This is a genomic window from Streptomyces sp. CA-210063 (genome assembly GCF_024612015.1).
Taxonomy (GTDB): domain Bacteria; phylum Actinomycetota; class Actinomycetes; order Streptomycetales; family Streptomycetaceae; genus Streptomyces.
Map to the genome: position 1 here is coordinate 10,377,949 of NZ_CP102512.1, position 24,350 is coordinate 10,402,298.

General features: G+C 71.6%; 22 protein-coding genes and 1 pseudogene. 7 read left to right on the forward strand and 16 right to left on the reverse strand.

All coding sequences use genetic code 11. The annotated features are described in order from the left end of the window. Positions 1–29: 29 nt before the first annotated feature. From JIX56_RS45210 to JIX56_RS45220, 3 genes are read right to left on the reverse strand one after another with little or no spacing between them, the layout of a single operon-like run. Positions 30–1,766 (reverse strand): PEP-utilizing enzyme, encoded by a 1,737-nt coding sequence (locus tag JIX56_RS45210; protein ID WP_257549951.1) that lies wholly within the window; start codon positions 1,764–1,766, stop codon positions 30–32. 58 nt (positions 1,767–1,824) lie between these two features. Further along, positions 1,825–2,649 carry an SDR family NAD(P)-dependent oxidoreductase gene (locus JIX56_RS45215; RefSeq protein WP_257549953.1) on the reverse strand — a complete coding sequence of 275 codons (825 nt, stop codon included), beginning with the start codon at positions 2,647–2,649 and terminating at the stop codon, positions 1,825–1,827. After that, positions 2,646–3,953, reverse strand: coding sequence for an aromatic ring-hydroxylating oxygenase subunit alpha (locus tag JIX56_RS45220; protein WP_257549955.1), 1,308 nt, complete (start codon positions 3,951–3,953; stop codon positions 2,646–2,648). Before JIX56_RS45220 ends, JIX56_RS45215 begins: the two co-directional genes overlap by 4 nt. Before the next feature lie 155 nt (positions 3,954–4,108). On the opposite strand from JIX56_RS45220, the gene JIX56_RS45225 reads away from it, so the two are divergent. From JIX56_RS45225 to JIX56_RS45240, 4 genes are all read left to right on the forward strand, one after another. Further along, complete coding sequence (locus JIX56_RS45225; RefSeq protein WP_257549957.1) at positions 4,109–4,564, forward strand: VOC family protein; 456 nt, start codon at positions 4,109–4,111, stop codon at positions 4,562–4,564. A gap of 96 nt (positions 4,565–4,660) precedes the next feature. Beyond that, complete coding sequence (locus JIX56_RS45230) at positions 4,661–5,665, forward strand: thiamine pyrophosphate-dependent dehydrogenase E1 component subunit alpha (RefSeq protein ID WP_257549959.1); 1,005 nt, start codon at positions 4,661–4,663, stop codon at positions 5,663–5,665. Between the two features lie 5 nt (positions 5,666–5,670). After that, positions 5,671–6,696, forward strand: a complete 1,026-nt coding sequence (locus JIX56_RS45235) for an alpha-ketoacid dehydrogenase subunit beta (RefSeq protein WP_257549961.1) — start codon at positions 5,671–5,673, stop codon at positions 6,694–6,696. Next, entirely contained in the window at positions 6,693–8,111 is a 1,419-nt protein-coding gene (locus JIX56_RS45240; RefSeq protein WP_257549963.1) for a 2-oxo acid dehydrogenase subunit E2, read from the forward strand. The genes JIX56_RS45235 and JIX56_RS45240 overlap by 4 nt, the downstream gene beginning before the upstream one ends. Positions 8,112–8,142: 31 nt before the next feature. On the opposite strand, the gene JIX56_RS45245 is transcribed toward JIX56_RS45240, so the two are convergent. Next, a complete protein-coding gene (locus tag JIX56_RS45245) occupies positions 8,143–8,748 on the reverse strand; it encodes a TetR/AcrR family transcriptional regulator (protein ID WP_257549965.1) in 606 nt (201 codons plus the stop codon). Between the two features lie 140 nt (positions 8,749–8,888). On the opposite strand from JIX56_RS45245, the gene JIX56_RS45250 reads away from it, so the two are divergent. After that, positions 8,889–9,554, forward strand: a complete 666-nt coding sequence (locus JIX56_RS45250) for a TetR/AcrR family transcriptional regulator (protein WP_257549967.1) — start codon at positions 8,889–8,891, stop codon at positions 9,552–9,554. Between the two features lie 6 nt (positions 9,555–9,560). Here the strand turns inward: JIX56_RS45250 and JIX56_RS45255 are convergent, their stop codons facing one another. The 7 genes from JIX56_RS45255 to JIX56_RS45285 form a co-directional block, all read right to left on the reverse strand. After that, positions 9,561–10,265, reverse strand: a complete 705-nt coding sequence (locus tag JIX56_RS45255) for an SDR family NAD(P)-dependent oxidoreductase (protein ID WP_257549969.1) — start codon at positions 10,263–10,265, stop codon at positions 9,561–9,563. A gap of 17 nt (positions 10,266–10,282) precedes the next feature. Continuing rightward, the gene (locus JIX56_RS45260) at positions 10,283–11,437 is read right to left on the reverse strand and encodes a thiolase family protein (protein ID WP_257549971.1); all 1,155 of its coding nucleotides are present in this window, start codon (positions 11,435–11,437) and stop codon (positions 10,283–10,285) included. After that, positions 11,434–11,958 (reverse strand): Zn-ribbon domain-containing OB-fold protein, encoded by a 525-nt coding sequence (locus JIX56_RS45265; protein WP_257549973.1) that lies wholly within the window; start codon positions 11,956–11,958, stop codon positions 11,434–11,436. The genes JIX56_RS45260 and JIX56_RS45265 overlap by 4 nt, the downstream gene beginning before the upstream one ends. 18 nt (positions 11,959–11,976) lie before the next feature. Continuing rightward, positions 11,977–13,095, reverse strand: coding sequence for an acyl-CoA dehydrogenase family protein (locus JIX56_RS45270; protein ID WP_257549975.1), 1,119 nt, complete (start codon positions 13,093–13,095; stop codon positions 11,977–11,979). Next, positions 13,092–15,836: a putative PEP-binding protein gene (locus tag JIX56_RS45275; RefSeq protein ID WP_306819919.1), complete on the reverse strand. Its 2,745-nt coding sequence runs from the start codon at positions 15,834–15,836 to the stop codon at positions 13,092–13,094. The genes JIX56_RS45270 and JIX56_RS45275 overlap by 4 nt, the downstream gene beginning before the upstream one ends. Beyond that, positions 15,833–16,465 (reverse strand): hypothetical protein, encoded by a 633-nt coding sequence (locus tag JIX56_RS45280; RefSeq protein ID WP_257549976.1) that lies wholly within the window; start codon positions 16,463–16,465, stop codon positions 15,833–15,835. The genes JIX56_RS45275 and JIX56_RS45280 overlap by 4 nt, the downstream gene beginning before the upstream one ends. A 94-nt stretch (positions 16,466–16,559) precedes the next feature. Then, a complete protein-coding gene (locus JIX56_RS45285; protein WP_257549978.1) occupies positions 16,560–17,396 on the reverse strand; it encodes an enoyl-CoA hydratase/isomerase family protein in 837 nt (278 codons plus the stop codon). 136 nt (positions 17,397–17,532) lie between these two features. Here JIX56_RS45285 and JIX56_RS45290 point away from each other — a divergent pair, with 136 nt between their 5' ends. Next, complete coding sequence (locus tag JIX56_RS45290) at positions 17,533–18,750, forward strand: acyl-CoA dehydrogenase family protein (RefSeq protein ID WP_257549980.1); 1,218 nt, start codon at positions 17,533–17,535, stop codon at positions 18,748–18,750. Then, a pseudogene (locus JIX56_RS45295) lies at positions 18,747–19,107 on the forward strand (DUF2267 domain-containing protein). Before JIX56_RS45290 ends, JIX56_RS45295 begins: the two are co-directional and overlap by 4 nt. Positions 19,108–19,227: 120 nt before the next feature. Here the strand turns inward: JIX56_RS45295 and JIX56_RS45300 are convergent. From JIX56_RS45300 to JIX56_RS45320, 5 genes are all read right to left on the reverse strand, one after another. Next, on the reverse strand, positions 19,228–20,217 hold the full coding sequence (locus JIX56_RS45300) for a zinc-dependent alcohol dehydrogenase family protein (protein ID WP_257549982.1): 990 nt from the start codon (positions 20,215–20,217) through the stop codon (positions 19,228–19,230). Continuing rightward, positions 20,214–21,098, reverse strand: a complete 885-nt coding sequence (locus JIX56_RS45305) for a carbohydrate ABC transporter permease (protein WP_257549984.1) — start codon at positions 21,096–21,098, stop codon at positions 20,214–20,216. Before JIX56_RS45305 ends, JIX56_RS45300 begins: the two co-directional genes overlap by 4 nt. Further along, positions 21,095–22,054, reverse strand: coding sequence for a carbohydrate ABC transporter permease (locus tag JIX56_RS45310; protein WP_257549985.1), 960 nt, complete (start codon positions 22,052–22,054; stop codon positions 21,095–21,097). The genes JIX56_RS45305 and JIX56_RS45310 overlap by 4 nt, the downstream gene beginning before the upstream one ends. A 79-nt stretch (positions 22,055–22,133) precedes the next feature. Beyond that, positions 22,134–23,489 (reverse strand): ABC transporter substrate-binding protein, encoded by a 1,356-nt coding sequence (locus tag JIX56_RS45315; RefSeq protein WP_257549987.1) that lies wholly within the window; start codon positions 23,487–23,489, stop codon positions 22,134–22,136. An 81-nt stretch (positions 23,490–23,570) separates the two neighbouring features. After that, positions 23,571–24,332: a DeoR/GlpR family DNA-binding transcription regulator gene (locus JIX56_RS45320; RefSeq protein WP_257549989.1), complete on the reverse strand. Its 762-nt coding sequence runs from the start codon at positions 24,330–24,332 to the stop codon at positions 23,571–23,573. Positions 24,333–24,350 lie beyond the last annotated feature (18 nt).

Sequence of the window (24,350 nt, forward strand, 5' to 3'; positions counted from 1 at the left end):
GCAGGAAGAGCCGACGGGCCCGCGGTGCTTCAGATGGCGGCTGCCGCCGGGACGCCGTCCACGGTGACCGTGCCCTTGTCGCCGTCGACCGTGACGACCATGCCGTCCCGCAGCCGCCGCGTGCCGCCCTCGACGGAGATCACGGCCGGGATGCCCAGCTCGCGGCAGACCACCACGGCGTGGCTGTTGAGCGCGCCCACATCCACGACGGCCGCTCCGGCGACCAGGAACAGCGGGGTCCAGGCCGCGTCCGTGATCGGCGCGACCAGCACCTCGCCGGGCTCCAGCGCCTCGCACGAGGCCGGGTCGGTGACCACCCGCACCCTGCCGGTGTAGGTGCCGTGGCTGCCGCCCACCCCACCGAGCACATCACCCTCGACGGCCGCCGCGGTCCGCTCCTCGGCGCGGCGCGGCCAACTGTCGATCTCGGTCCGCGCGTCGTCGGCGACGAAGAACGGCGGCTCCAGCTCGTGCAGGCCCGCGTACTCCTCCAGCCGCCGCGCGATGACGGGGCCGAAGGACTCCGGATCGGCGACATAGTCGTCCAGTTCGGTGTCCAGCAGCATCATCACGTCCTCGGGCCGGGCGAAGAGACCCGCCTCGACGCCGCGGCGGCCGAGCTCCCGAACGGCCATGCGGATCTCGTTGACGACGGTGACGCAGTTCGCCTTGGTGCGCTCGCGGGCCGGGATCCACACCTGGGAGGCGTGCATGCCGGCGTCGAACATGGGCTGCGCCTCCTCGGGCAGCGCGGCCCGGATCTCCCGCGCCGTCCGCTCACGCCCCTCGGCCAGCCGCCTCTGGCGGGCGGCCGGTGAGTCGTCGTCGGGGCTGTGCCGGATCCGGTCGACCAGGGCCAGCGCCTGGACGGGCGCCGCCTCCCAGGACAGCGCGTGGATGTCCCACTCGTTGGGGCCGCGGTCGCCGGACTCCGCCACGAACTCCTCGAAGGAGTCACGGAACGCCTTCACGTCCCCGCTCGCCCCGTCGAGCGCCTGCTCCACCGCGGCCGGGCCCCGGTCGAACAGCGCGCTCAGCTCGGCCGAGGCCGCCACCTGACGGGACAGCGTCCACAACCCGGTCGAGGGGGAGGCCGAGTCGACGTCGCCGAGACCGCCGATCAGGTCGAGCATGGCGCCCGGGCGGTCCACGCTCGCGCACAGCGGGCCGAGGATCGCCGGTCCGACGGACGCGGGCAGCGACGACTCGACGTGCCGCTGGAAGGTCGTCTCGACCTCGTCGAGCAACGACCGTGCGTGCGCCACCAGTTCGGCGTCGGACAGCTCCGTCAGGCCGGGACGCGCACGGCGCAGGGCGCGCAGCCGTTCCCGGTCGGCGTCGGCCTCGGGGAAGCCGGCCTGGCCGAGCATCCGCTGCAGCGTCGCGCCCGCCTTGCCGGTCAGCTCCTCGTCCTGGTCGTCCGGGTGCGCCACGTACACCGGGGTGTCGGAGCGCTGACCGACGAAGGCCGCGTCGATCTGGTCCGCCGTCTGGCCCATACGGATGCCGAACAGCCGCATGTGCGACAGGTTCAGATAGAAGTAGCCGCCGAACATCCCGACGAACGGCGGCCGGGGACCGGCCACCTCCTCGTCGCGGTAGATGCCGAAACCGACGAAGCCGTTGCGCCAGCCCCGCAGGCCGCGCCCCCACACCAGGGTCCAGCCCAGCGGGCTGGCCGGCTCCGGCAGGGTCTCGCCCGCGTTGGCGCGGGTGTAGTGCGGCAGCCGCTCACTGCGCTGCCAGTCCGTGATCCAGCTCTTCATGACCGAGGTCTCCCGCTCTCCGTACCCGCGCCTGCCCCTGCCCCTGCCCGTCCTGCGCCTACCACTGCGCCGTACCGCCGTCGACGCTGATCAGCGTGCCGGTGATACCCGCCCCGGCGTCGCTCGCGAGCAGCGAGGCGACAGCCGCGATCTGCTCCACCGTGGTGATCTTCTTGGTGGCGGCGTGCTCGGCGAACCGGCCCAGCCAGTCCTCGTACGAGATGCCCTCGGCCTCCGCAGCGGCGGGACCCGCGGCCCGCATGAGGTCGGTGTCGACGGCGCCGGGGCAGATGGCGTTGCAGGTGATGCCCTGCGTGCCGTACTCGAAGGCGGTCGCCTTGGTCAGGCCGTGGATGGCGTGCTTGTTGGTGATGTAGTGGCTGATCGCGGGCTTGTTGGCCTGCTTGCCCTCGACCGAGGAGATGTTGATGATGCGGCCCCAGCCGTTCTCCAGCATCTTCGGCAGCGCCCGGCGGGTGCCGTAGAAGTAGCCGTTGACGTTCAGCTTGAGAGCGTCGTGCCACGCCTCGTCACTGAGCAGGTGGATCGGGGCGAAGCCGGAGCTGCCGCCGACGTTGTTGACCCAGATGTCGAGCCGGCCGAACCGCTCGGCGGCGAAGTCGGCGAGGCCCTCGATGTCCTCCTGGCTGTTGGCGTCGCAGGGGTGGAAGACGGCCCGGTCCCCGGCGCCCATCTCCTCCAGGGCCTGCTTGCCCTTGATCTCGCTGCGGCCGCTGACGACGACCGTGGCGCCGTCGGCCAGAAAGGCCTCGGCGATGGCGCGGCCGATGCTGCGCGTGCTTCCCGTGATCACCGCGACACGTCCGTCGAGGCTGCCCGTAGCCACCATGGTGTTCTCCCGCGAGTCTTGTTGGTTGCTCACCTGGCGGCTCTGGGGGCGGCTGTGGCGCCTCTGTCCAGGTGCTGGTGAATGGTGCGGTGGAAGTGCTGGAGCCCGGGCTCGTTGCGTCCGAAGACGAAGTCGGTCCCGTCGAGGGCCTTCAGACCCTGCTGGACTCCGTAGGTGGTCGCGTAGTCCTCGTCGCGGACCACCTCGTGGAACCAGGCGCCGAACCGGTCGGCGGCCTGGCGTTCCTCCTCGGTGACCGCCGGTTCCCGCAGCAGGATGATCTGCTGGGTCACCGACTCGGTCGCCGTCCGGGGGAGTACCAGGGAGACGGCGATCTTCTGGCGCCAGCCGCCGGCGATCGCGAGGCCCGGGTAGAGCCAGTAGATGGGGCCGACACAGTCCCCGGGGTCACGCTGGTCCGGCGGCAGGTCGACCGCCTGCGCGATGGGGCGCAGGGCCGGTGCGATGCGCTGATGGGGGCCCCAGGTGTCGTGGGCCATCATGTTCGAGAGGTTCGTCTCGAACACCGTCTTGGGGTGCAGCGAGGCGAAGTGGTACGTCTCCAGATAGCCGTCGAGGGTGACCTTCCAGTTGGGACTGGTCAGCTCGCCGGTGGAGTAGTGGTGGCACTCCGCCAGCCGGAGGCCCTCCAGCAGGGGCTGCAGATCGCCCAGCCAACTGTCCAGGTCGGGCTCGGCCGCCGGGTCCAGCGAGACGAAGACGATCCCCGCGCGCTCCCCGGCCGGGAGCCTGACGAGGCTGCGGCCCTCGCGCGGGACCTCGCCGAAGGTCTTCTCGGCGTACACGCCCCGCAGCTCCCCGGCCAGGTCGTAGGACCAGGAGTGGTACGGGCAGGTGAGCCGCTTCGACACCCCGCAGCCGGGTTCGAGGAGTTTGGCCCCCCGGTGCCGGCAGGCGTTGATCATCGCGTGCACCGCGCCCTGGCGGTCGCGGGTGATCAGTACGGGGATGCCGAGCACGTCGATCGCCTTGTACGTGTTCGGCCCGGGAAGCTCGCACGACATGGCTAGCGGCAGCGGGACACTGCGGTGGACGGCGTCCGTCTCGCGCTGCCAGCGGTCGGCGTCGAGGTAGTTGGCCACGGGTTCCGTCCACTGGCCGTCCGCCTCGTGCGTGGTGTTGTCGCGGTAGTGCGCCATCACCCGCTCGACGAGTTCGGCGGCCTCCCGCCGCATCGTCACGGAGGCGGCGTCGGTGGACCGGTCCTGGCTGATCCACGACGAGTACTCGGGGGTCGACGGGGCCGAGGGCGCCGACGTCGGCGACCTGCGCTCAGCGCCTGCTTCCCGAGTCTCCGGCGAACTGGTCTGGACCACGATGTCCTCACAATCCTCCCAGCCGCGAGCCGGTGACCGGCTTCGAAACGCGACGGCTGGGTTGTGACCGAAACGACAACAGGACTTAGTGTGGTCTGTCAATAGAAAGTGGCGAAGTTGCCGCTCGGTGTCCCGTGGGGGTGGGCGTGATGGTCATGACCCGGCCGTTCGAGGTGGGTGTCGTGGTGCGGGACCTGGAGCTGATGGAGCGCTTCTACTGCGAGGTGATCGGCTGTCGCGCCGAGCACCGCTCACGCGTACCGGAGTCCGTCGGGGGCCCGGCAGGGCTCGGCGGCGAGCTGGTGGTCGTCTGGCTCCGGGTGCCCTCCGGAGGGTGCGTCAAGTTGATCCTTCCCCGGTCGGCGCCGGTGTCGGCGGGTGCGGGTGCCTTGCCGGCCGGGCGGTCGGGACTGTCGTATCTCACCTTCCATCTCGACGACATGGACCCGGTGGTGGCGGCGCTGCCGGCCGCGGGTGCCCGGCCCCTGTCGGACCCGGTCGTCGTCCGGGCGCGCGGCCGGCGGATCAGCTTCTGGGCCGATCCGGAGGGCAATGCCGTCGAGTTGGTGGACGCGCGGGGTCACGATGAGGGTTCTGGGCGTAGTAATTAGAGACGCTGTTCAGTAAGGTGCCCCGTGTTGGTTACTGTAGACCGGCACAAGTAAGTCCGATTGCTTGGCAACCTCCCTCGGGCGAAGGGGCGGACGATGGCTCAACGAGCGTCGACGGCGTCGAAGAAATCCCCTCAGGTCAGCACGCAGGTCATCAGGGACCTGCACGAGCGCATGGTGCGCATCCGGCTGTTCGAGACCGAGGCGGGAAAACTCATGGAGGCCGGCAAACTGCCCGGCTTCCTCCACCTCTATGTCGGCCAGGAAGCCGTCGCCGCGGGCGTGATGGCGGCCCTGCGCGACGACGACCAGATCACCTCCACCCACCGCGGCCACGGGCACGCCGTGGCCAAGGGGGTGGGCTTCCGCGAGATGTACGCGGAGCTGTACGGCCGGGTCACCGGCGCGTGCCTCGGCCGCGGCGGAAGCATGCACATCAACGACCTCACCCGCGGCATGCTCGGCGCCAACGGCATCGTCGGGGCGGGCGTCCCGATCGCCGTGGGCGCCGCCTTCGCCGCCCGCTACAAGGGCGAGGACAGCGTCGCCGTGACCTTCTTCGGCGACGGCGCCACCAACATCGGCGCCTTCCACGAGGGCGCCAACATGGCCGCGATCCTCGGCCTGCCCGTCGTCTTCGTCTGTGAGAACAACGGCTACGCGGAGTTCACCCCGCAGTCCGGGCACATGCTCCTCACCGATGTCGCCGACCGGGCCGCCGCCTACGGCATGCCCAGCGTGATCGTCGACGGCATGGACGCGGTCGCCGTCCACCGCGCCGCCACCGAAGCCGTCGAACGGGCCCGGGCCGGCGCGGGCCCGATGATGATCGAGGCCAAGACCTACCGCTTCTTCGACCACCAGGGCGTCAAGGGTCTGCGTCACCCCTACCGCTCGGACGAGGAGGTCGCCGAGTGGAAGTCCCGCGACCCCATCGACCTGATCGAGGCCCGGGCGGTCGCCGACGGCACCGCGACCCGTGCGGAGCTGGACGACGTATGGCAGCGCACGCGCGACGAGATCGCCGACGCCATCGCGTACGCCGAGGCGAGCCCGCTGCCCGACCCCGCCGACCTGCTGCTCAACGTCTACTCGGGATGACCGCCATGACCACCACCACCGAGGCACCGGCCGTCACCCCGGTCGCCGCCCCCCGCAAGCTCTCCTACGTCAAGGCCTTCAACGAGGGACTCGCGCAGGCCATGCGCGAGGACGAGAACGTCTTCGTCGCAGGCGAGGACGTGGCCGGATACGGCGGCGTGTTCCGTATGTTCGACAACCTGCTCGACGAGTTCGGCCCCCGCCGCATGATCGACACCCCGATCTCCGAGGCCGCCCTGGTCGGCCTCGGCGTGGGAGCCGCCGCCCGGGGTCTGCGTCCCGTCGTCGACCTGATGTTCATGGACTTCATCGGCGTCTGCCTCGACCAGATCGTCAACCAGGCCGCCAAGATGAAGTACATGTTCGGCGGCGGCCTGTCCGTGCCGCTCACCATCACCACCGCCTCCGGCGCGGGCCTCGGCGCCGCCGCCCAACACAGCCAGAGCCTTGAGGCCTGGCTCGCCCATGTGCCCGGCCTCAAGGTGGTGATGCCGAGCGACGCGTACTCCGCCAAGGGCCTGACCGTCTCGGCCATCCGGGACGACAACCCGGTCGTCGTCATGCTCAACAAGGTCCTCCTCGGCAGCACCAGCGAGGTGCCCGAGGAGATCTACGGCATCCCGCTGGGCCAGGCGCACACCGCGCGGCAGGGCTCCGACGTCACCGTGATCGCCCTCGGCCGCATGGTGGGGGAGGCCCTCGCGGCGGCCGACGAACTCGCCGCCGAGGGCGTGGAGATCGAGGTGATCGACCCCCGCACCGTGCAGCCGCTGGACACCGAGACGATGTTCGCCTCCGTCCGCCGCACCAACCGGGTCCTCGTGGTGCACGAGGCCGTCACCTTCGGCGGGCTCGGCGCGGAGATCGCCGCCCAGATCCAGGACACGGTCTTCGACTACCTGGACGCGCCGGTCCTGCGCATCGGCGCCCCCTTCTCCCCGGTGCCCTTCTCCCCGGTCCTGGAGAAGGCGTACGTGCCCGATCGCGCCCGCATCGCCCAGGGCTGCCGGCGCCTCCTCGAAAGGTCGTGACCGACGTGGCGGTCGAGATCCTGCTGCCGAAGATCGGCCTGACCATGCAGGAAGGCACGATCGACGAATGGCTGGTGCCCACCGGCGCCGCCGTCACGGAGGGCGACGCACTGCTGCGGCTGGCCACCGACAAGGTCGACGTGGACGTCGAGGCGGAGGCCGGGGGACTGTTCCACCCGGTGGTCCCGGCGGGCGCCACCGTGCCGGCCGGGGCCCTCATCGGCTGGCTGCTGGCCGAAGGCGAGCAGCCACCGGACCCGGGGGGTACGCCGATGCCCGCCGGGTCCGGGTCCAGTGCGGGCGCGGCCGCCCTGCCGGCCCTCGGCGGCGATGCGGGCACGACCGCCGTGCCGGCCCTCATGGGTACCGGTGGTGCCGCCGTGGCGCCCTCCGTCAACGGCACCGCCGGCCGGCTGCCGTCCTCACCGAACGCCCGGCGGGTCGCCGCGGCCGCCGACATCGATCTCACCGCCGTACGCGGCACGGGACCGGGCGGCCGGATCGTCTCCGAGGACGTGGAGGAGTTCCTCGCCGCCCTCCCCGGCGACGTCGTCGCACCGGTCCCGCCGGGCGGCACCTCCTCCTCGCCGCTGGTCCGCAAGCTGGCGAAGGAGCGGGGCATCGACCTCTCCGGCGTGAACGGCACCGGGCCGGGCGGCCGGATCCGCCGGTCCGACCTCGACGCCGTCACGCCGGCGCCTGCTCGCCGGAACGTGGACCCGCAGCCCGGCGACGTCCTCCCGCTCACCGGGATGCGCGGCACGATCGCCCGCAGGATGCACGCCAGCCTCCAGGAGATGGCACAGCTGACGCACGGCTACGAGGTGCGGATGGACGCCGTGGTGTCCCTGCGGGACCGGCTCAAGGAGGAGTGGGCCGACAGCGAACTGCCGGTGCCCACCCTCAACGACTTCCTGCTGAAGGCCGCCGCTCTCGCCCTGCGGGAGCACCCGTTGCTCAACGCGACGGTGCGGGAGGACGGCATCCATCTGCTCGACGGCATCCACCTGGGCTTCGCGGTGGCCGTTCCGGGCGGCCTCATGGTCCCGGTGATCGAGGACGCGGTGGCGCTGCCGCTGCCCGAGATCGCGCGCCGGTCGAGGGCCCTGGCCCAGGCCGCGCGCGAGGGGCGGATCTCCCCCGCCCAACTGGAAGGGGCCACCTTCACCGTCAGCTCGCTCGGCGGATACGGCGTCGACTTCTTCACCCCCGTGATCAACCCCGGCAATGTCGCGATCCTCGGGGTGGGCAGGCTCAGGGACGGCGTCGAGTGGGTGGACGACAGGCCGCTGCGCACGCGGGTGCTCACGCTGAGCCTCACCTTCGACCACCGCGCCGTCGACGGGGCACCCGCCGCCGAATATCTGCGCACGGTCGGTGAACTGCTGAGCAAGCCCCTCCGCCTGCTGATGTGATCGCGGTTCTAGGGGGCTTTCAAAACACCCCCTAGGTGGTCGGGTCGGCGATCCGCTCCGAGAGTTCGCCGACCTCGCGGACGAAGGAGCGGTGCCCCAGCGACCGGTAGACGTCGTCGCCCCGCACCTGTGAGATCGTCGCGGTCTCCAGCAGCGCCAGCAGGCCCAGGCCGATCACCGCCGCCTCGGCGTCGGAGGCGGACGCGCGGGCCTTGCGGATCAACCGCATCAGCTCGTCCAGCAACTCCGTACGGCTCTCCTGGCGCAGCGCCTCCGCATCCTGGCTCATGCCGGCCGACGACACGAAGAACACGGTGGCGGCGGACCGGTGTTCGCCCATCCAGGCCAGCAGCGTGGTGACCGCCGCTCCGATGTCCGTGCCGGGTTCATGGGCTTCCGTGATCGCGTGCAGCTGCTCGCGCAGCGCGGTGGCGAACACCCGCATCCCCTCCGCCAGGACCTGGTCCTTGGAGGAGAAGTGGTAGTACACCGCTGCCGAGGTCATCTCCGCACGAGCGGCGATGTCGGCCACCGTCACCTCGTCCGGCGGCTGGGTGGCGAACAACTCGGTGGCTGCTTCGATCACCCACTGCTTGCGCGACGGACGGTGAGCGGCGCGGGTCCGGGAGGTCGTCATGATGTCAAGTATGCCGGGCCGCGAGTGTCCCAGAGCCCCATAAGCAGCAGGAATTATGCTGACGGGTGGTGGAAGTTACTGGATAGGATCCTCAGTACGCAGGGCCCACGGACGCGGGTTCACGGCAGTCGGCAGGGAGCATGATGGCCACCACGAAGAACGGCAAGCAGCCCGCCCACCGGCCCTCGCGGCGGCAGCACATCATCACCGCCGCCGTGCGGGTGTTCGGCCGCAACGGGTTCGCGGAGACCAGCATCCAGGACATCGCGGACGAGGCCCAAGTGGTGCCGACGGCCGTCTACTACCACTTCGACGGCAAGGAAGAACTGCTCGAACTCGCCATGCGACGGGTCTTCGACCAGCTGAACGCGGTCGTGGAGGCGGCCCGTCCGGAGTCCGAGCCGGGTGACGCGGAGAGTCTGATCCGTGTCATCGACGCCGTGTGGGACTGGGTGGAGCAGAACCCGGACGAGGCCCGGCTGTACCAGGTCCAGGTCGCCTCGGCCAACGGCAGCGTCAAGCTGCTGCGGGACGAGTTCGAGCAGCGCCACATCCAGCGCGGCTACGACTATCTGCCCGAGGGCACCACCCGCAGTCCCCGGGCGGCGAAGGCCCGGCACGCGGCACAGGCGCTCGCGGTCCGCACGCTGATCAGTACGACCATGCTCGTCACCGCGCTGCGGGCGGAGGGAGGGCCGCTGTCCCGACTGCCCTCCCGGTCCGTGCTGGAGGCGGTCAGGGCGCTGGCACTGCGCATCGTCGCCACCGAGCAGAACCCGGCGAAGCCGGCCACGTCCCGGAGCTGAGGCGCTTCACCAGGACAGTGCCTCGCGGTCGGCGAACAGCCCGCCCGTCGTCCCGTCACCCTCGGGAAGGGTCGCCAGCCAGACCGGGGTGTCCGCACCCTCCTCCGGACCGCGCGGAGCGGACGGGCCGCCCATACCGCTGCGGGTCCAGCCGGGGTCGGCGGCGTTGACCAGGACGCCCGTGCCGGCCAACTCGGCGGCGAGCATACGCGTCAGGGCGTTGAGCGCCGCCTTGGAGATCCGGTAGGCGGGGTGCCGCCCGGAGTCCATCAGCGCCAGCGAACCGTACGAGCTGGTCACGTTCACGACCCGCCCGTAGCCGGCCTCCACCATGCCCGGGACGACGCCCTGCGCCACACGCCAGGCGCCGGTGAGGTTCGTGTCCAGTGTCGAGCGCAGGATGTCCTCGTCGACGTACGGGGGCCGCAGTTCCCCGTCCAGGGACACTCCCGCGTTGTTCACCAGGACGTCGATCCCGCCGGTCAGCTCCCGTGCCTCCCGGACCGCTTCGCTGACGCTCTTCGCGGAGGTCACGTCCAGCGCCAGCGGCAGTGCCGCCGGGCCGAGGTCACGGCACGCCTCCTCGGCCGCCGCCCGATCGCGCGCCCCGACCAGGACCCGCAGCCCCCGGTCCGCGAGCTGTCGGCCGATCTCCAGGCCGATTCCGCGGGCCCCGCCCGTGACGAGTGCGGTTCTGCTGCCGTACTGCATGGCGGTGTCCGCCCCTTTCACACCGTGAGGACCGAGCAGGCGCTGATGCCGGGCGCCCCGTACACATGGGTGAAGCCCACCCGGGGAGCGCCCGGCACCTGCACACCGGGCGCCCGGCCCTGCAACTGTCGTACGACCTCGTGGAACTGGCGCAGCCCCGAGGCGCCGACGGGCTCCCCGCCGGCCAGACAACCGCCGTCGGTGTTGACCGGTATCCGGCCCGTCGGATCGGTGGCCCCGGAGGCCAGCAGTTCCTCCTGCTCGCCGTGGCCGCACAGCCCGGTCTCCGCCAGGTGGATCAGCTCCGAGCCGCTGTCGGTGTCCTGCAACTGGGCGACCTGTACGTCCGCGGGCCGCACCCCCGCCGTGCGGAACACAGCCTCCGCGGCGTCGACGCTGGGGCTGCGGTGCGGCCCCGGGGGCAGCCAGGGCGAGAACACCTCGAACGAGCCGAACCGCCGGGTCCTGAAGGCCAACGACGCCACCCTGACCGGTCGTTCGCACAGGTCGAACGCGCGGTCGCCGAGCGCGAGCACCAGGGCCGCCGCGCCCTGTCCCGGTGAGCAGAACATGTACTGGGTGAGCGGGGGACTGACCTCGGCGGAGTCCAGGATCTCCCGCTCCGTCAGCGGCTTGCGCCGCCAGGCCAGAGGGTGGTCCGCGCCGTTGCGGAAGGCCCGCGCCGCCACCATCGCCAGTGCCCGCTCCGAGATCCCGTGCTCGTACAGGTACCGCTGGGTCTTCAGCGCGAAGAACTGGGTCGTGAGCATCATGCCGGTCTCGGCGTACCAGTCGCCCAGCCCGTAGCGGGCCGCGGAGACATGGAACGCGCCCCGCTCGTGCTTGTCGAACCCCACCGCCAGTCCCAGGGAGGCCTCGCCCGCGCGCAGCGCGTTGGCCACCGTGAGCACGGTGGAGGCGCCGGTCGCGCAGCCGTTCTGCACGTTGACGAACGGCACTCCGGTCAGGCCCAGCCGGCCCACCAGCGTGTCGGGCTTGCCGGACACGTCGGAGCCGCCGGCCGCGTAGCCGATGTCCTCCCAGGCGACACCGGCGTCGGCCAGCGCCTCGCGCACCGCACGCTCGGCCATGTCCATTCCGGTGACGCTCTCGTCGCGGCCGAAGGGATGCATGCCGCATCCGACCACGTACACGTCGTCGGTCCGGCTCATCGCTCCCCGTCCCGCTCCGGGCGGAAAGCGAAGGTCATTACCTCGGTCCCGTCCTCGTCCCGGTACGCGGGCACCGTGGTGAGCCGGACCGGCAGACCGATCCGGATGTCCGCGCGCGGAACCGTCAGCAGCGACTCCACCAGCACCTCCCCCAGGTCCACATAGCCCACGTGGTACGGCTGGTGCCCGCCGGCCGGAGGCCGGTACGGCGGTTTCGGCGGGAACGCCTGGAGCGTCCACGACCACACGCGCCCGCTCACCGGCAGCACCCGCGCGGACATCGCCCCGTCCGAACACCTGGGGCACGAGTCCTGCCGGGGGAAGACGACGGTGCCGCACCCGGAGCAGCGGGCGCCCACGAGACGCGGTGCGTCCCCGTCGCCGAACGCCCGGTTCTCGACGTTCTCGACGTTCTCGACGTTCTCGACGTTCTCGAGGTGCTCGAGGTGCTCGAGGTGCTCGAGGTGCTCGATGTTCTCGATGTTCTCGAACAACGACTCGTCGATGAGCCTGGTGGTCATGCCGTTCCGCCTTCCACGTCACCAGCCCAGCAGGCCGGCCAGCCGTTCCCGATGGTGTGCGGCGCCGCCCAGCAGGACCGCGTCGGACTGGGCGCGCCGGAAGTACAGGTGCGCGTCGTGCTCCCAGGTGAAGCCCATCCCGCCGTGGAACTGCACGCACTCGGCGGCGACGGAGACGAACGCCTCGCCGCACCACGCCTGTGCCACCGCCGCCGCCTCGGCCAGCGCCTGGGGCGAGCCGTCCGACCGGACCGCGCGCACCACGGCCGACCGTGCGGCCTCGACCTGGAGCAGCATGTCGGCGCAGGCGTGCTTGACCGCCTGGAAGCCGCCGATGGCCCTGCCGAACTGGGTACGGCCCTGCACATGGGCCACCGTCATGTCCAACGCGGCCTGTGCGCCGCCCAGTTGCTCGGCGGCCAGCGCCACCAGGGCCACGTCCAGGGCGCGGGAGACGATGTCCGCCCCCTCGCCGCCGGCGGTCAGCGCCCTGGCCCGGGCACCGGAGAAGGTGACCACCGCCTGGCCCCGGCTGAGATCCAGGGTGGGCACGCGGCGCACCGTCACCCCCGGCTCGCGCGGGTCGGCCAGGAAGAGGTCCACTCCGTCGGCCCCGGCCGCGGCCACCACCAGCACCTCGGCGTCGGCGCCGTCGAGGACGAACGGCGCGGTGCCGTCCAGCAGCGGGACGCCGCCCTGCCAGGAAACGGCCACCGGCACGGCGTCGGCCCGCCACGTCCCGTCGGGCGCGGCCACCGCCAGGGCGTGCACGGTGCCCTCGGCCAGCTCGGCCAGCGCCTTGTCGGCCGTACCGCAGCCGGCCAGCACCTGCCCGGCCAGCACGGTGGAGGACAGCAGCGGGACCGGTGCCAGCGTCCGGCCCAACTCCTCGCAGACCACGGCGATCTCGGCGAGGCCGCCGATGCCTCCCGCCGACTCGGGCAGGCCGAGGGCCGCGAGGCCGACCTGCCGGCCGAGCGCGTCCCACAACTCGGCGTCGATGCCGGGGGCCTCCTCGGCCAGCCGGCGTACCGTGGCGGTGCCGCCGGCGTCCGCGCACACCGACCGAACGGTCTCGCGCAGATCCTCCAGCTCGGTGTCCGACAGGGCCGTGCCGTCGGTCATGGTGCTCGTCATCGTGCGCTCCCGCTCTCGTCGCGCCGCTCCTCGTTGTCGACGTACCGCCGCTGCCGCAGGGCACTGTGCGCGGCCGCCATCCTGGCCACCGGCACGCGGTGCGCGGAACAGGAGACGTAGTCGAGACCGACGTCGTCGCAGAAGGCGATCGACTCGGGGTCCCCGCCGTGCTCACCGCACACGCCCAGCTTGATGCCGGGCCGCACGCTCCGTGCCCGCTCGGCCGCCAGGGCGACCAGTGCACCCACCCCGTGCGGGTCGAGCCGCGCGAACGGGCTGGCCGTCAGGAACCCGCGTTCCTGGTACGAGGCGAGCACCTGGCGCTCCACGTCGTCCCGGGAGAACCCGTAGGTGAGCTGGGTGAGATCGTTGGTGCCGAAGGAGAAGAACTCGGCGTGCTCGGCGAGTTCGCCGGCCAGCAGCGCGGCCCGCGGGGTCTCGATCATCGTGCCGAGCCGGTACGGGACCTCGACGCCGGTGCGGGCGGCGACCGCGTCGGCGGCACCGCGCACGTACGCGGCAGCGGCGGCGAGTTCCTCCGGCAGGCTCACGAGCGGGATCATGACCTCCAGATCCGGCCGGACTCCGGTGGCGGCGACATCGGCCCAGGCGGTGAAGAGCGCCTCGGCCTGCGCCGGGTAGAGCCGCTCGTGCAGCAGCGCCAGCCGCACCCCGCGCAGCCCGAGCATGGGGTTCGCCTCGCGCAGCGCGGCGGCCCGCTGCTCCTCGGCCGCGTCCAGGGCCTGCCCGGGCGCGGGCAGGAACTCGTGCAGCGGGGCGTCCAGCAGACGCACGGTCACCGGGCGGTTCCCCACGGCGGCCAGCAGCGCGTGGAAGTCCTCGTGCTGCGCGCGCTCCAGCGCCACCAGCGCCTCGTCGCGAGCGGCCGGGTCGGCGGCCAGGAGCACCCGGCGGATCAGCGGCAGCCGCTCGCCGAGGAACTGGTGTTCCGTACGGCACAGCCCGACCCCCTCCGCGCCCAGGGCGAGGGCCGTCTCCACCTCGGCCGCCGTGTCGGCGTTGACCCGCACGCCCAGCCGGCGTACGCCGTCCGCCCACTCCAGCAAGGTGGACAGCTCGGGCGGCGGTCCGGCGACACTGACGCTCAGTGTTCCCGCGTAGACGGCGCCGGTACGGCCGTCCAGCGAGACCGGGTCGCCCTCGCGCACCACACGGTCCCCGAAGCGGACCGTCCCGGCGGCCAGGTCGACGCGCAGTCCCTCGGCGCCGCACACCGCGGGCTTGCCGGCGCCCCGCGCCACCACGGCGGCGTGCGAGGCGATGCCGCCGCTGCCGGTCAGTACGGCGGCGGAGGCCAACATCCCGGGGACGTCCGCCGGGGTCGTCTCGGCGGCCACGAGGACGACCCGAGTACCGTCCGCGGCCAGTTCGAGGGCGCGTTCACTGGACAGCACGACCGCTCCGGTCGCCGCCCCCGGGGATGCGGGCAGCCCCGTCACCAGGAGGTCCTCCCCGCCGGTGAGCCGTAGCTGGGGGTGCAGCAGTTCCTGCACCTGGGCGGGGGTGATCCGCTGTACGGCCTCCTCGCGGCCGAGCGCCCCGTCCCGGGCCAGGTCCGCTGCCAGACACACCGAGGCGCGCAGCGGCGGGCGGAGTTGCGCCGAGGCGGCGAGCAGGGAGATCTCGTCGTCGCGGACCTCGAAGTCGACCGACACCGGCGCGCGCAGATGCCGCTCCAGGGTGAGCAGGGAGTGCTCAAGGAGCGCGGCGCCGCCCGCGAGCCGGTCCAGCGGTTCGCCGGTGTGCGGCGGCGGGGCGCTGCGGCGCACTCCCCGGAAGAAGGAGCCCTGCGGGGCCAGACGTCCGGTCTCGGGATCGCGGCTGACCGCCGTGCCGTAGCCCGAGTGGTCCGCCGGGCCGATGCGCAGGGCCTGCACATGCAGGGCGACAGCCAGCTCGGCGGGGAGCCGCTGGGCCCGGCGGGACCTTCGTGCGCGCGGTGAGTCCCACCGGGCGAGAAGGGCGCGGGCGGCCAGCGCGAGCTGCTGCGCCGGGTCGTCGGGGAAGGGCCGGGAGCCGTGCTCCGCCACGAGGGACAGCAGTACGTCGACCCGTGCCCGTGGCCCGGGCGTGTCCAGGAGTGCGTCGTCGAGCACCGCGCCGGGCACGTCGAGGGCGTACTCGGCGACCATGCGCACGGTGGTGGCCCACACGTCGTACAGCGCGTCCTCACGCCCGATGACGGCGCACAGGTCGTCGGCACGGGCGGGGGCGATGCCCAGACACGCCAGGTCGGGCGGCAGTCCGGCGATCTCGGTCGGCGCACTCGCCGACAGGCGCAGCAGCAACGGCCGGGCAGCGTCGCCGATCCGCCGCCCCGAGAGCTGTTCGACCAGGTCCACGGCGGCTTCGGCGGTGTCGGGTTCGCACAGCGACGCGGCGGCGCCGGCGGGCACGGTGAGTCCCGGCACGACCGGCAGGCCGAGAGCCACCAGCCGGTCCATCGCCGCGCCGTGCGCGCCCAGCTCGTCGGCGTCGAGGCCCCGGATCCGCCCCTGGCCGTACGGCACGAGGATCCGGCCGGAGGACGCGGGGGACGCGGGGGACGCGGAGGACGCGGAGGACCCGGAGGACCCGGAGGACGCGGAAGTCCCGGAGAGCGCGGAGGTCGCGGAGGTTCCAGAGGTCGTGGAGGTCGTGGAGGTCGCGGAGGTCTCAGAGGGCGCGAGGGGCGCCCCGGACTGTGCGAGCGGGCCCGCCTCGCGGTCGGTGACGCTCAACCCCGGCTCCTTGTGACCAGCTCCTCTTCACGGGCCTCGTCCTCGGCCCGGCTGATCCCCAGGACGAGCAGCAGCTCCTGGTGCAGCCGCATCCACACGGTGTGGTACGAGTCGCACAGCGGCGAGGCCAGCCACTCGGGCGCCCCGTCGTCGAAGCGGTCCAGGGCGTCCGCCAGGGCCGTCAGGTAGCGTCCGCTGCCCGCGAGCACCGGGTCCAGCCTGCGCAGCACGGGCTGGATGGCCTCGTGCACGTCTTCCAGGGACTCGCGCACCCCGGCGTCGTAGACGTCGTCGGAGTGGTCGTTGACGGTGCCGTCGGGGCGGCACTGCCAGGCCGTGCACACATCGCGGATCTTCCGGTTGACCGGCAGGAACGCCTCGTACGCCGCGGTGATCCGCTGCTCCTGCTCGGAGCCGGCGGAAACCCGCAGGATCTGCGCGGCGGCGGCCTTGGCACGCTCGGTCGGCAGCACCACCGGCCCCTTCACCATGGCCAGCCCGGCGTCGACCAGCGGACGGTGCTCCGACTCCGGCCGGCCGCGCCACATCCCTCGCAGAACGAGGTCGACGACGGCTTCGGTGAGGGACCCGTCGGACGCGTCCGGAAGGTCCACGGCAGGAGATTGCATCGCCACACCTTTTCCCCGGTTCTGTGGTGACCGGTTCCTCGGTTCTGTGTTGCCCGGAGGTTACGCCCCGGCGGGCCCGTTAGTGAAGAGGGAGTCAAGAAACACTTTCCGGTTCCTTGGCCTCGGTCCGGCCGCCACCCGCCTTCGGGCGGCCCCGCGCGGCGAGGAACGACGCCATGCGGTCCTGTGCCTCCCGGCCGTCCGCCAGGGCGGCGATCAGCCGTGCCTCTTCGGCCAGGTGAAGGCGCAGCCCGTCATCGACTCCGGCGCGCAGCAGGCCCTTCGCGGCGCGCAGCGCTGCACCGGAGCCGGCGGCCAGATCGGCCGCGGCGCGGTGGGCCGCGTCGTCCAGTTCCTCGTCGTCCACGCACCGGGAGACCAGGCCCCACCGTTCGGCGTCGTCGCCGGTCAGGACCCGATTGGTCAGGACCAGGTCCGCCGCCCTACGGGGGCCCACCAGGCGCGGCAGGAACCACGAGGCCCCGCAGTCCGGCGTGAGCCCGATCGCCGTGTACGCCAGCCGGAACCGCGCGGACCGGGCCGCCAGAACGAGGTCACCCACGAGCGCGAGACCGATCCCGCCCCCCGCGGCCGCGCCGCGCACGGCGGTCACCAACGGCACCGGCAGGTCGTGCAGAGCCTGTATCGCGGCGTGCGCGGCGCTCGCCACGGCATGCACATAGGCGCCGGTCTCCGTGCCGCGACCGGCGAATGCGCGCAGGTCACCGCCTACGCAGAAGCTGCCGCCCGCCGCCCGCAGCAGGACCGCGCCGCCCGGGTCCGCGGCCACCTCGGCGGCGCGGTCACGCAGTGCCTCGGCCGTCCTGAGGTCCAGGGCGTTGCCCCTCCCCGGATCGTCCAGTCTCAGCTCGACGACCCGGTCGGGGTGGCGGACGATCCGGACCGGCTCGGTGCTCACGGGGAGGCTCATGGGTGTTTCTCCTGTCGTCTTCCCGTCGCCGGGTGCTTCCCGTCCAGGGCGCTTCCCGGCAAGATACTGAAGACGCTATACAGTTTCTAGGACGCGACGGGAACCGATGCCCGTACGCCCCTCGGCAGGAGGTCCCGTGCCCATCCAGTTCGATGTCGATCCGACTGTCGCCCAACTCGCCGCAACCACAGCAGAGTTCGTACGCGAGGTGGTCATTCCGGCCGAGCGCGAGTGCGGCGGGTCCGTGCACGACGCCCCCGAGGCAGTGCGGGAAACCCTGCAGAAGGCCGCCCGTGACGCGGGCGTGTTCGCTCCGCACGTACCGACCCGGTGGGGCGGACACGGGCTGGACCTGCGTGGGCAGGCGGTGGTGTTCGAGGCGGCGGGCTATTCGCTGCTCGGACCGCTGGCGCTGAACTGCGCCGCCCCGGACGAGGGCAACATGCACCTGCTGGAGAAGGTGGCCACCGAAGAGCAGAAGCAGACGTATCTGCGTCCGCTCGCCGCGGGCGGGACACGGTCCTGCTTCGCCATGACCGAACCGGCTCCGGGAGCGGGCGCAGACCCCCGCTCCCTGCGCACCACCGCGACCCGGGTGCCCGGCGGCTGGCGCATCGACGGGCACAAGTGGTTCATCACCGGAGCCCAGGGCGCCGGCTTCGCCATCGTCATGGCCCGGACCTCCGGCAGCCCGGGCGATCCGGGCGGCGCCACCATGTTCCTGGTCGACGCCGACAATCCCGGCATGCGGCTCGTCCGCAGCATCGAGACGCTGGACGAGTCGCTCTTCGCCGGGCACAGCGAGATCGTCTTCGACGCGTGTGTGGTGGGGGAGGAGCAGGTGCTCGGCGCGGTGGACCGCGGCTTCGAAGGCGCCCAGGTCCGGCTCGGTCCCGCCCGGATGACCCATTGCATGCGCTGGCTGGGGGCGGCCCGGCGTGCCCAGGACGTCGCGCTGGAACGGGCGGGGAGCCGGATGGCGTTCGGCTCGGCACTGGGGGACCTCGGCATGGTCCAGCAGATGCTGGCCGACTCCGAGATCGACATCGAGGCGAGCCGCGCCCTGATCCTGCGGACCGCCTGGGAGCTGGACACCGGCTCCGCCGCCGCCTCGCAGCTCACCTCGGTGTCCAAGACCTTCGTGGCGGAGGCGGTGAACCGGGTGGTCGACCGGGCGGTGCAGATCTGCGGAGCCCTCGGCATCTCGGCCGCCGACGCCCCACTGGCCCGTCTGTACAGGGAGGTGCGGCCGTTCCGCATCTACGACGGCCCGTCGGAGACGCACCGCTTCGCCATAGCGCGCCGCGCGGTGCGGCCCTACCGACAGCCGAGCACGGGAGCCGTCGAGGGCTGACGACGGGGCCGACGGGGGAGGCGGGGGAGGCGTTCCGGGCCCGTCTCGCCGGAATCAGCGTCCGCCCGACCGAGCCGTTCCGTGGGCCTGAGGCGGCGCCCCGCTGCCCGAACCGGGGCCGCCGTCATCTTCACCTCCGAGGTCCCCGCCGCCGAACCCCTCTCCGGCTGGGGCTTCGTCAAGGACCTCGCGTCCCGCACCGGCGGCACGGCGGCCACCACCCGCTGGGACACCGGTACCGTCCTGCGCATCGTGGCCCAGCTCGCCGGCGAGGAACTCCTCAGCCGTATCCTCGCCCAACTCCCCTCCGGCCACGCCCTGCTGTTCGGCCGCGCCGAACTCACCCAGGCCGCCTGACCCGCGGGAAACGGTTCACGGCCGGCACAGCCCGGCTCCGCGCCGGCCGTGAACCTGGTGGTCCAGGCCGGTGCGGCGAACGATCTTCACCGTGGACAGGCAGCCCGATGATCACGAAGGTCAGGGCAGCACGATGATCTTGCGTCCCTGGCCGGCGGCGAACTGGTCCAGTGCCTGCGGGTACCGCGCGAGCGGCAGCCGGTCGCTGATGAACACCTGCGGATCGAGCACCCCCGTGCCGAACAGTTCCGCGGCGCGCTCGAAGCTGTGCAGCACCGCCATGGAGCCGGTGATGGTGATCTCCTGGTTGTAGATGCGGTACGGCGAAATGGTGGCCGTCGTGGCGTAGTCGGAGACCCCGAACTGCAGGAAGGTTCCGGCCTTGGCGACGCGTTCGAGGCCGTCCTGGATGGCGGCGGCGTTGCCGGTCGCGTCGATGACCACGTCCCAGCCGCCGGTCCGCCCCAACTCCTCGGCGGAGAGCGCCGCCTGTGAACAGCCCAGCTTCTGAGCGGTCGCCAGCCGTTCCGGGTTGACGTCCACGACATCCACCGAGGCGGCGCCGGTGCGCTTGGCCAGCTCCAGCATCATCAGGCCCATCGTGCCGGTGCCGTAGATCAGCACATGGGAGCCCATCCTGCCGCTGAGCACGTCGTAGCCGCGCACGGCGCAGGACAACGGCTCGATCAGCGCCGCGTCCTGGACGTCCACATGGTCGGGCAGCCGTACGCAGTTGGCGACGGGCGCCACGGCGAACTCGGCGGCTCCACCCGCCACGGTCACTCCGATCGCCGCCCACCGGTCGCAGAGGTTGTTGCGTCCGACCCGGCAGTAGCGGCACTCGTTGCAGTAGAGCGAGGGGTCCACGGCGACCCGGTCGCCGATCGCGAGTTCGGTGACCTCGCTGCCGAGGCCCACGACCTCCCCGGCGAACTCATGGCCCGGCACGACGGGCAGGGTCGGTGCGAACTCGCCCTGCAGGATGTGCAGATCGGTCCCGCACAGTCCGCAGGCCGCCACATCGACCACGACCTCGCGCGGCCCGGGAGTGGGATCGGGCACCGTGGCGACGGTGACCTTGCCGGGGGCTTCGATGACAGCGGCTTTCACTTGACTGCTCCTAGGGACAGGCCGCGGACCAGTTTGTCCTGGGCGGCGAAACCGGCGATGAGGACCGGCAGGGAGACCAGCGTCGCGGCGGCACAGAGCCGGGCGAGGAAGAGGCCCTCGTTGGTGATGAAGCCCACCAGGAAGACCGGCGCGGTCGATGCCGTCGTCGCCGTGAGGTTGACGGCGAAAAGGAATTCGTTCCAGCTGAAGATGAAGCAGATCAGCGAGGTGGCGGCGAGTCCGGGCATGGCGACCGGCGCGACGACCCGCCACAGCACGGTGAGCAGGCCCGCGCCGTCGACCTCGGCCGCCTCCAGGATCTCCTTGGGGACCTCGGCGAGGAAGGAGCGCATCATCCATACCGCGATCGGCAGGTTCATGGCGGTGTAGAGGATGACGAGCGTCCACACGTTGTCGAGCATCCCGACCTCTTTGACGATCAGGTAGATCGGCAGGAGGGCGGCGATGGCGGGGAGGAACTTGGTGGAGAGGAAGAAGAACATCACGTCGGTCCACTTCTCGACCGGCTTGATGGACAGGGCGTAGGCCGCCGGTACCGCGAGGGCGAGGACGAGGAGCGTCGAAATGACGCTGGCCATGGCCGAGTTGAGGAGGAAGGGGGTGATGTTCCGGCCGAACAGTGTCTCGTACTGCTCGAAGGTGAACGGGGCGAAAGGGGTCGGCGGGTTGGTCGCCGCGTCCGCCTCCTGGTGGAAGGACGTGAGCACCATCCACGCCACGGGCGCGAAGAACGCCAGCGTGGCGAGCCAGGCGACGAAGGTCCACAGGGGCGACAGCCGTGGCACGCCGCCGTGGTCGTCGCGCCGCCGCAGGAGCTTCTTCAGCCTCGCCCCAGGGGCGGCTGCCACATGCGCGGTCATCGGGACACCTCCTCGCGGAACAGCGACGCGATGGTCCGCAGGGCGAAGGTCGCGATCACGATCGAGCCGAGGACGACGACGACACCGGCGGCGGCTGCCTCGCCGTACTCGTACTTGCGGAACATGGTCAGGTAGATCTCGTACGGCAGGTTGGTCGTCCGGGATCCGGGGCCGCCCTGGGTGATGGTGTACACCGCGTCGAAGGTCTGCACGACGTAGATCGTGCCGAGCAGGACGCCCAGCTCGATGTACTGCCGCAGGTGCGGCAGCGTGATGTGGCGGAAGGTCTGCAGCGCCGAGGCCCCGTCGACGCGGGCCGCTTCCAGGACGTCGCCGGGCTGCGCCTGCAGGCCGGCCAGCAGGATCAGCATCATGAACGGGGTCCACTGCCACACCAGGGACAGCACGACGGCCGGCATGGGGAAGTTGGACACCCAGTCGATCGTGGGGCCGTGGTCGGCGCCGAAGAACTGGTAGACGGCGTTGAGGGTGCCGTTGAGCAGGCCGTAGTCGGGGTTGTAGATGGCGTGCTTCCACAGCAGCGCCGCCGCGACCGGCATGACCAGGAACGGGGCGATGAGCAGGGTGCGGGCCAGGCCCCGGCCGGGGAAGCGGCGGTCGAGCAGCAGCGCCAGAGCCAGACCGAGGACCACGCTGATGACGACCACCGACGCGGTGAGCACGACGGTGTTGAGCACGGCCGCGCGCAGTCGCCCGTCGGTGAAGACGACCCCGTAGTTGGACAGTCCGGTGAAGTGCCTGTCGGCCGGTTGCAGGATGTTCCACTGGAAGGTGGAGATGACGAGGGTGGCCACGAAGGGCAGCTGGGTGACGACGACGGTGAAGATCAGCGCCGGAAGCAGCGGACCGCGCCGCCGCCACTTGCTGATGGCGGTGGCTGTGGGGGGACGCACGGGAGGTGGTGCTGTTCTGGATGGTTCGATGAGCGTGGTCATGAGAGTTCCCTTGGCCGGTGACGGCCGGGTCGCGGTCGGGTGCCCGGCCGGCGGGTGAGGCCGGCCGGGCACTTCCGGGTCACTGGTGCTTCGCGGCGACTTCCTCGGCGAGTTTCTGGCCGTCGTTCAGCGCCTTGTCCACGCTGGTCTGGCCGGCGATGGCCGCGGAGATCTCCTGGGTCACCTTGGTCCCGAGGTCCTGGAACTCGGGGACGGCCACGAACTGGATGCCCACCGTGGGCCTCGGCTGGACGCCCGGGTTGGTGGGGTCGGCCTCCTGAATGGACTTCAGGGTGATGTCACCGAAGGACGCGGCGGCCTTCTTGTACTCGGGGATCTCATAGGTGCTGGCCCGCTTGCCGGCCGGGACCCGCGCCCAGCCCAGCTTCTCGCCGACCAGCTCCTCGTACTTCTTGCTGGAGGCCCACAGCATGAACTGCGAGGCGGCATCGGCCTTCTTCGTGGTCTTCGGCATGGCCCACGCCCATGTCCACAGCCAGCCGCTGCTCTCTGTCTCCACCACCGGCGCGTAGGCGTAACCGACCTTGCCGGCGATCTTGCTGGACTTGGGGTCCTCCAGCGATCCGGCCGCGCTGGTCGCGTCGTACCACATCGCGACCTTGCCCTGGCCCATGGCGTTCAGGCACTCGGTGAACCCGGCCTGCGGGGCGCCCGCCTCACCGTGCTCGCGCACCAGGTCGACGTAGAAGTCCGTCGCCTCCTTGAACTTGGCGCTGTTGACCTGCGCCTTCCAGTCCTTGGTGAACCACGTGCCGCCGAAGGTGTTCACCATCGTCGTCAGCGGCGCGCCGAGCTCACCCCAGCCCGGCAGGCCGCGCAGACAGATCCCCTTCATCCCGGGACGGGCTCCGTCGACCTTGGCGGCGGCGTCGGCGACCTGCTGCCAGGTCGGCCGCTCGGGCATCGTGATGCCCTTCTCCGCCAGGACCTCCTTGTTGTACATGAGGAAGGAGGACTCGCCGTAGAACGGCAGGGCGTACATCTTGCCGTCGCCGCCGGAGAGCGACTGCACCATCGGCTTGAGCAGGTCGGCCTTGTCGAAGTTCTTGTCCTTGTCGGCATAGGAGTCCAGCTCGTGCAGCCAGCCGTTCTCGTGCCAGACGGGCACCTCGTAGGCGCCGACGGTGGCGACGTCGTACTGGCCGGCCTGGGTGGCGATGTCCTGGGTGACCTTGTCCCGCAGCTCGTTCTCGGGAAGGATCGTGAAGTTCACCTTGATGCCGGTGTCCTTGGTGAACGTGCTCTTCGTCAGTTCCGCGATGTCCTCCATCTGCGGATTGCCGACCATCAGCACATTGATGCTCTCCCCGTCGCCGCCGGAGCCGGTGGAGCCACCCGCCCCGCTGCAGGCGACCAGCAACGAGCCCGCGGCCGTGGCCGTGACGAGGACCTGTGTCATTCTTCGTGTGCGCATGACTGCTCCAGAGGGTGTTCGAGGGCATGGGGAACCAGGCCCCCGGCCTTGCGGGGGTGGGACAGGGAGAGGTACTGCGGCTCAGGCCTGGATGACCTGGGGCCCCAGCAGTGAGTAGCGGTGGGCCTCCGCGGCGGGCAGCCCCGCGTCGGTGACGACGGCCTCGAAATCCGTGACATTCGCGAATCGGCAGAAGCTCACGGCGCCGAACTTCGTGTGGACGCCCGAGAACACCCGGCGTCTGGCGACGCGCATGACCTCGGCCTTCACCTCGCTGACCGCGGGATCGGGGGTGGTGAGTCCGTACTCGCGGGAGATGCCGTTCGCGCCGACGTACGCCAGGTCGATGACGAAGCCGGACAGCATGTGGGTCGCCCAGTGGTCGACCGTGGCCAGGGTCCCGCCGCGCACCCGGCCGCCGAGCAGCAGCACGGTGATGTTCTCGGCGGAAGCCAGGTCGCCCGCGGTGGCCAGCGAGGAGGTGACCACGGTCAGTGGGCGGTCGCGGGGGAGAGCGGCGGCGATGAGCTGTGGGGTGTAGCCCTCGTCGATGTAGACGGTCTCGGCGTCCCCGAGCAGTCCGGCCGCGGCGGCCGCGATCCGGGACTTCTCCGGGACGTGCATGGTGGTACGGAAGGCGAGCGTGGTCTCGAAGCCCGCGCTCTCCACGGGATGCGCACCGCCGTGGGTACGCCGGACCAGCCCGTGCTCCTCCAGTACGTTCAGATCGCGCCTCACGGTCTCCTTGGAGACCCCGAGGTCGGCGGCGAGTTTTCCGACATCCACGGATCCGGTACGGCGTGCCGTTTCAAGGATTCCACGTCTGCGCTCATCGGCGTCCACGGCGACACCTCCGTTTCA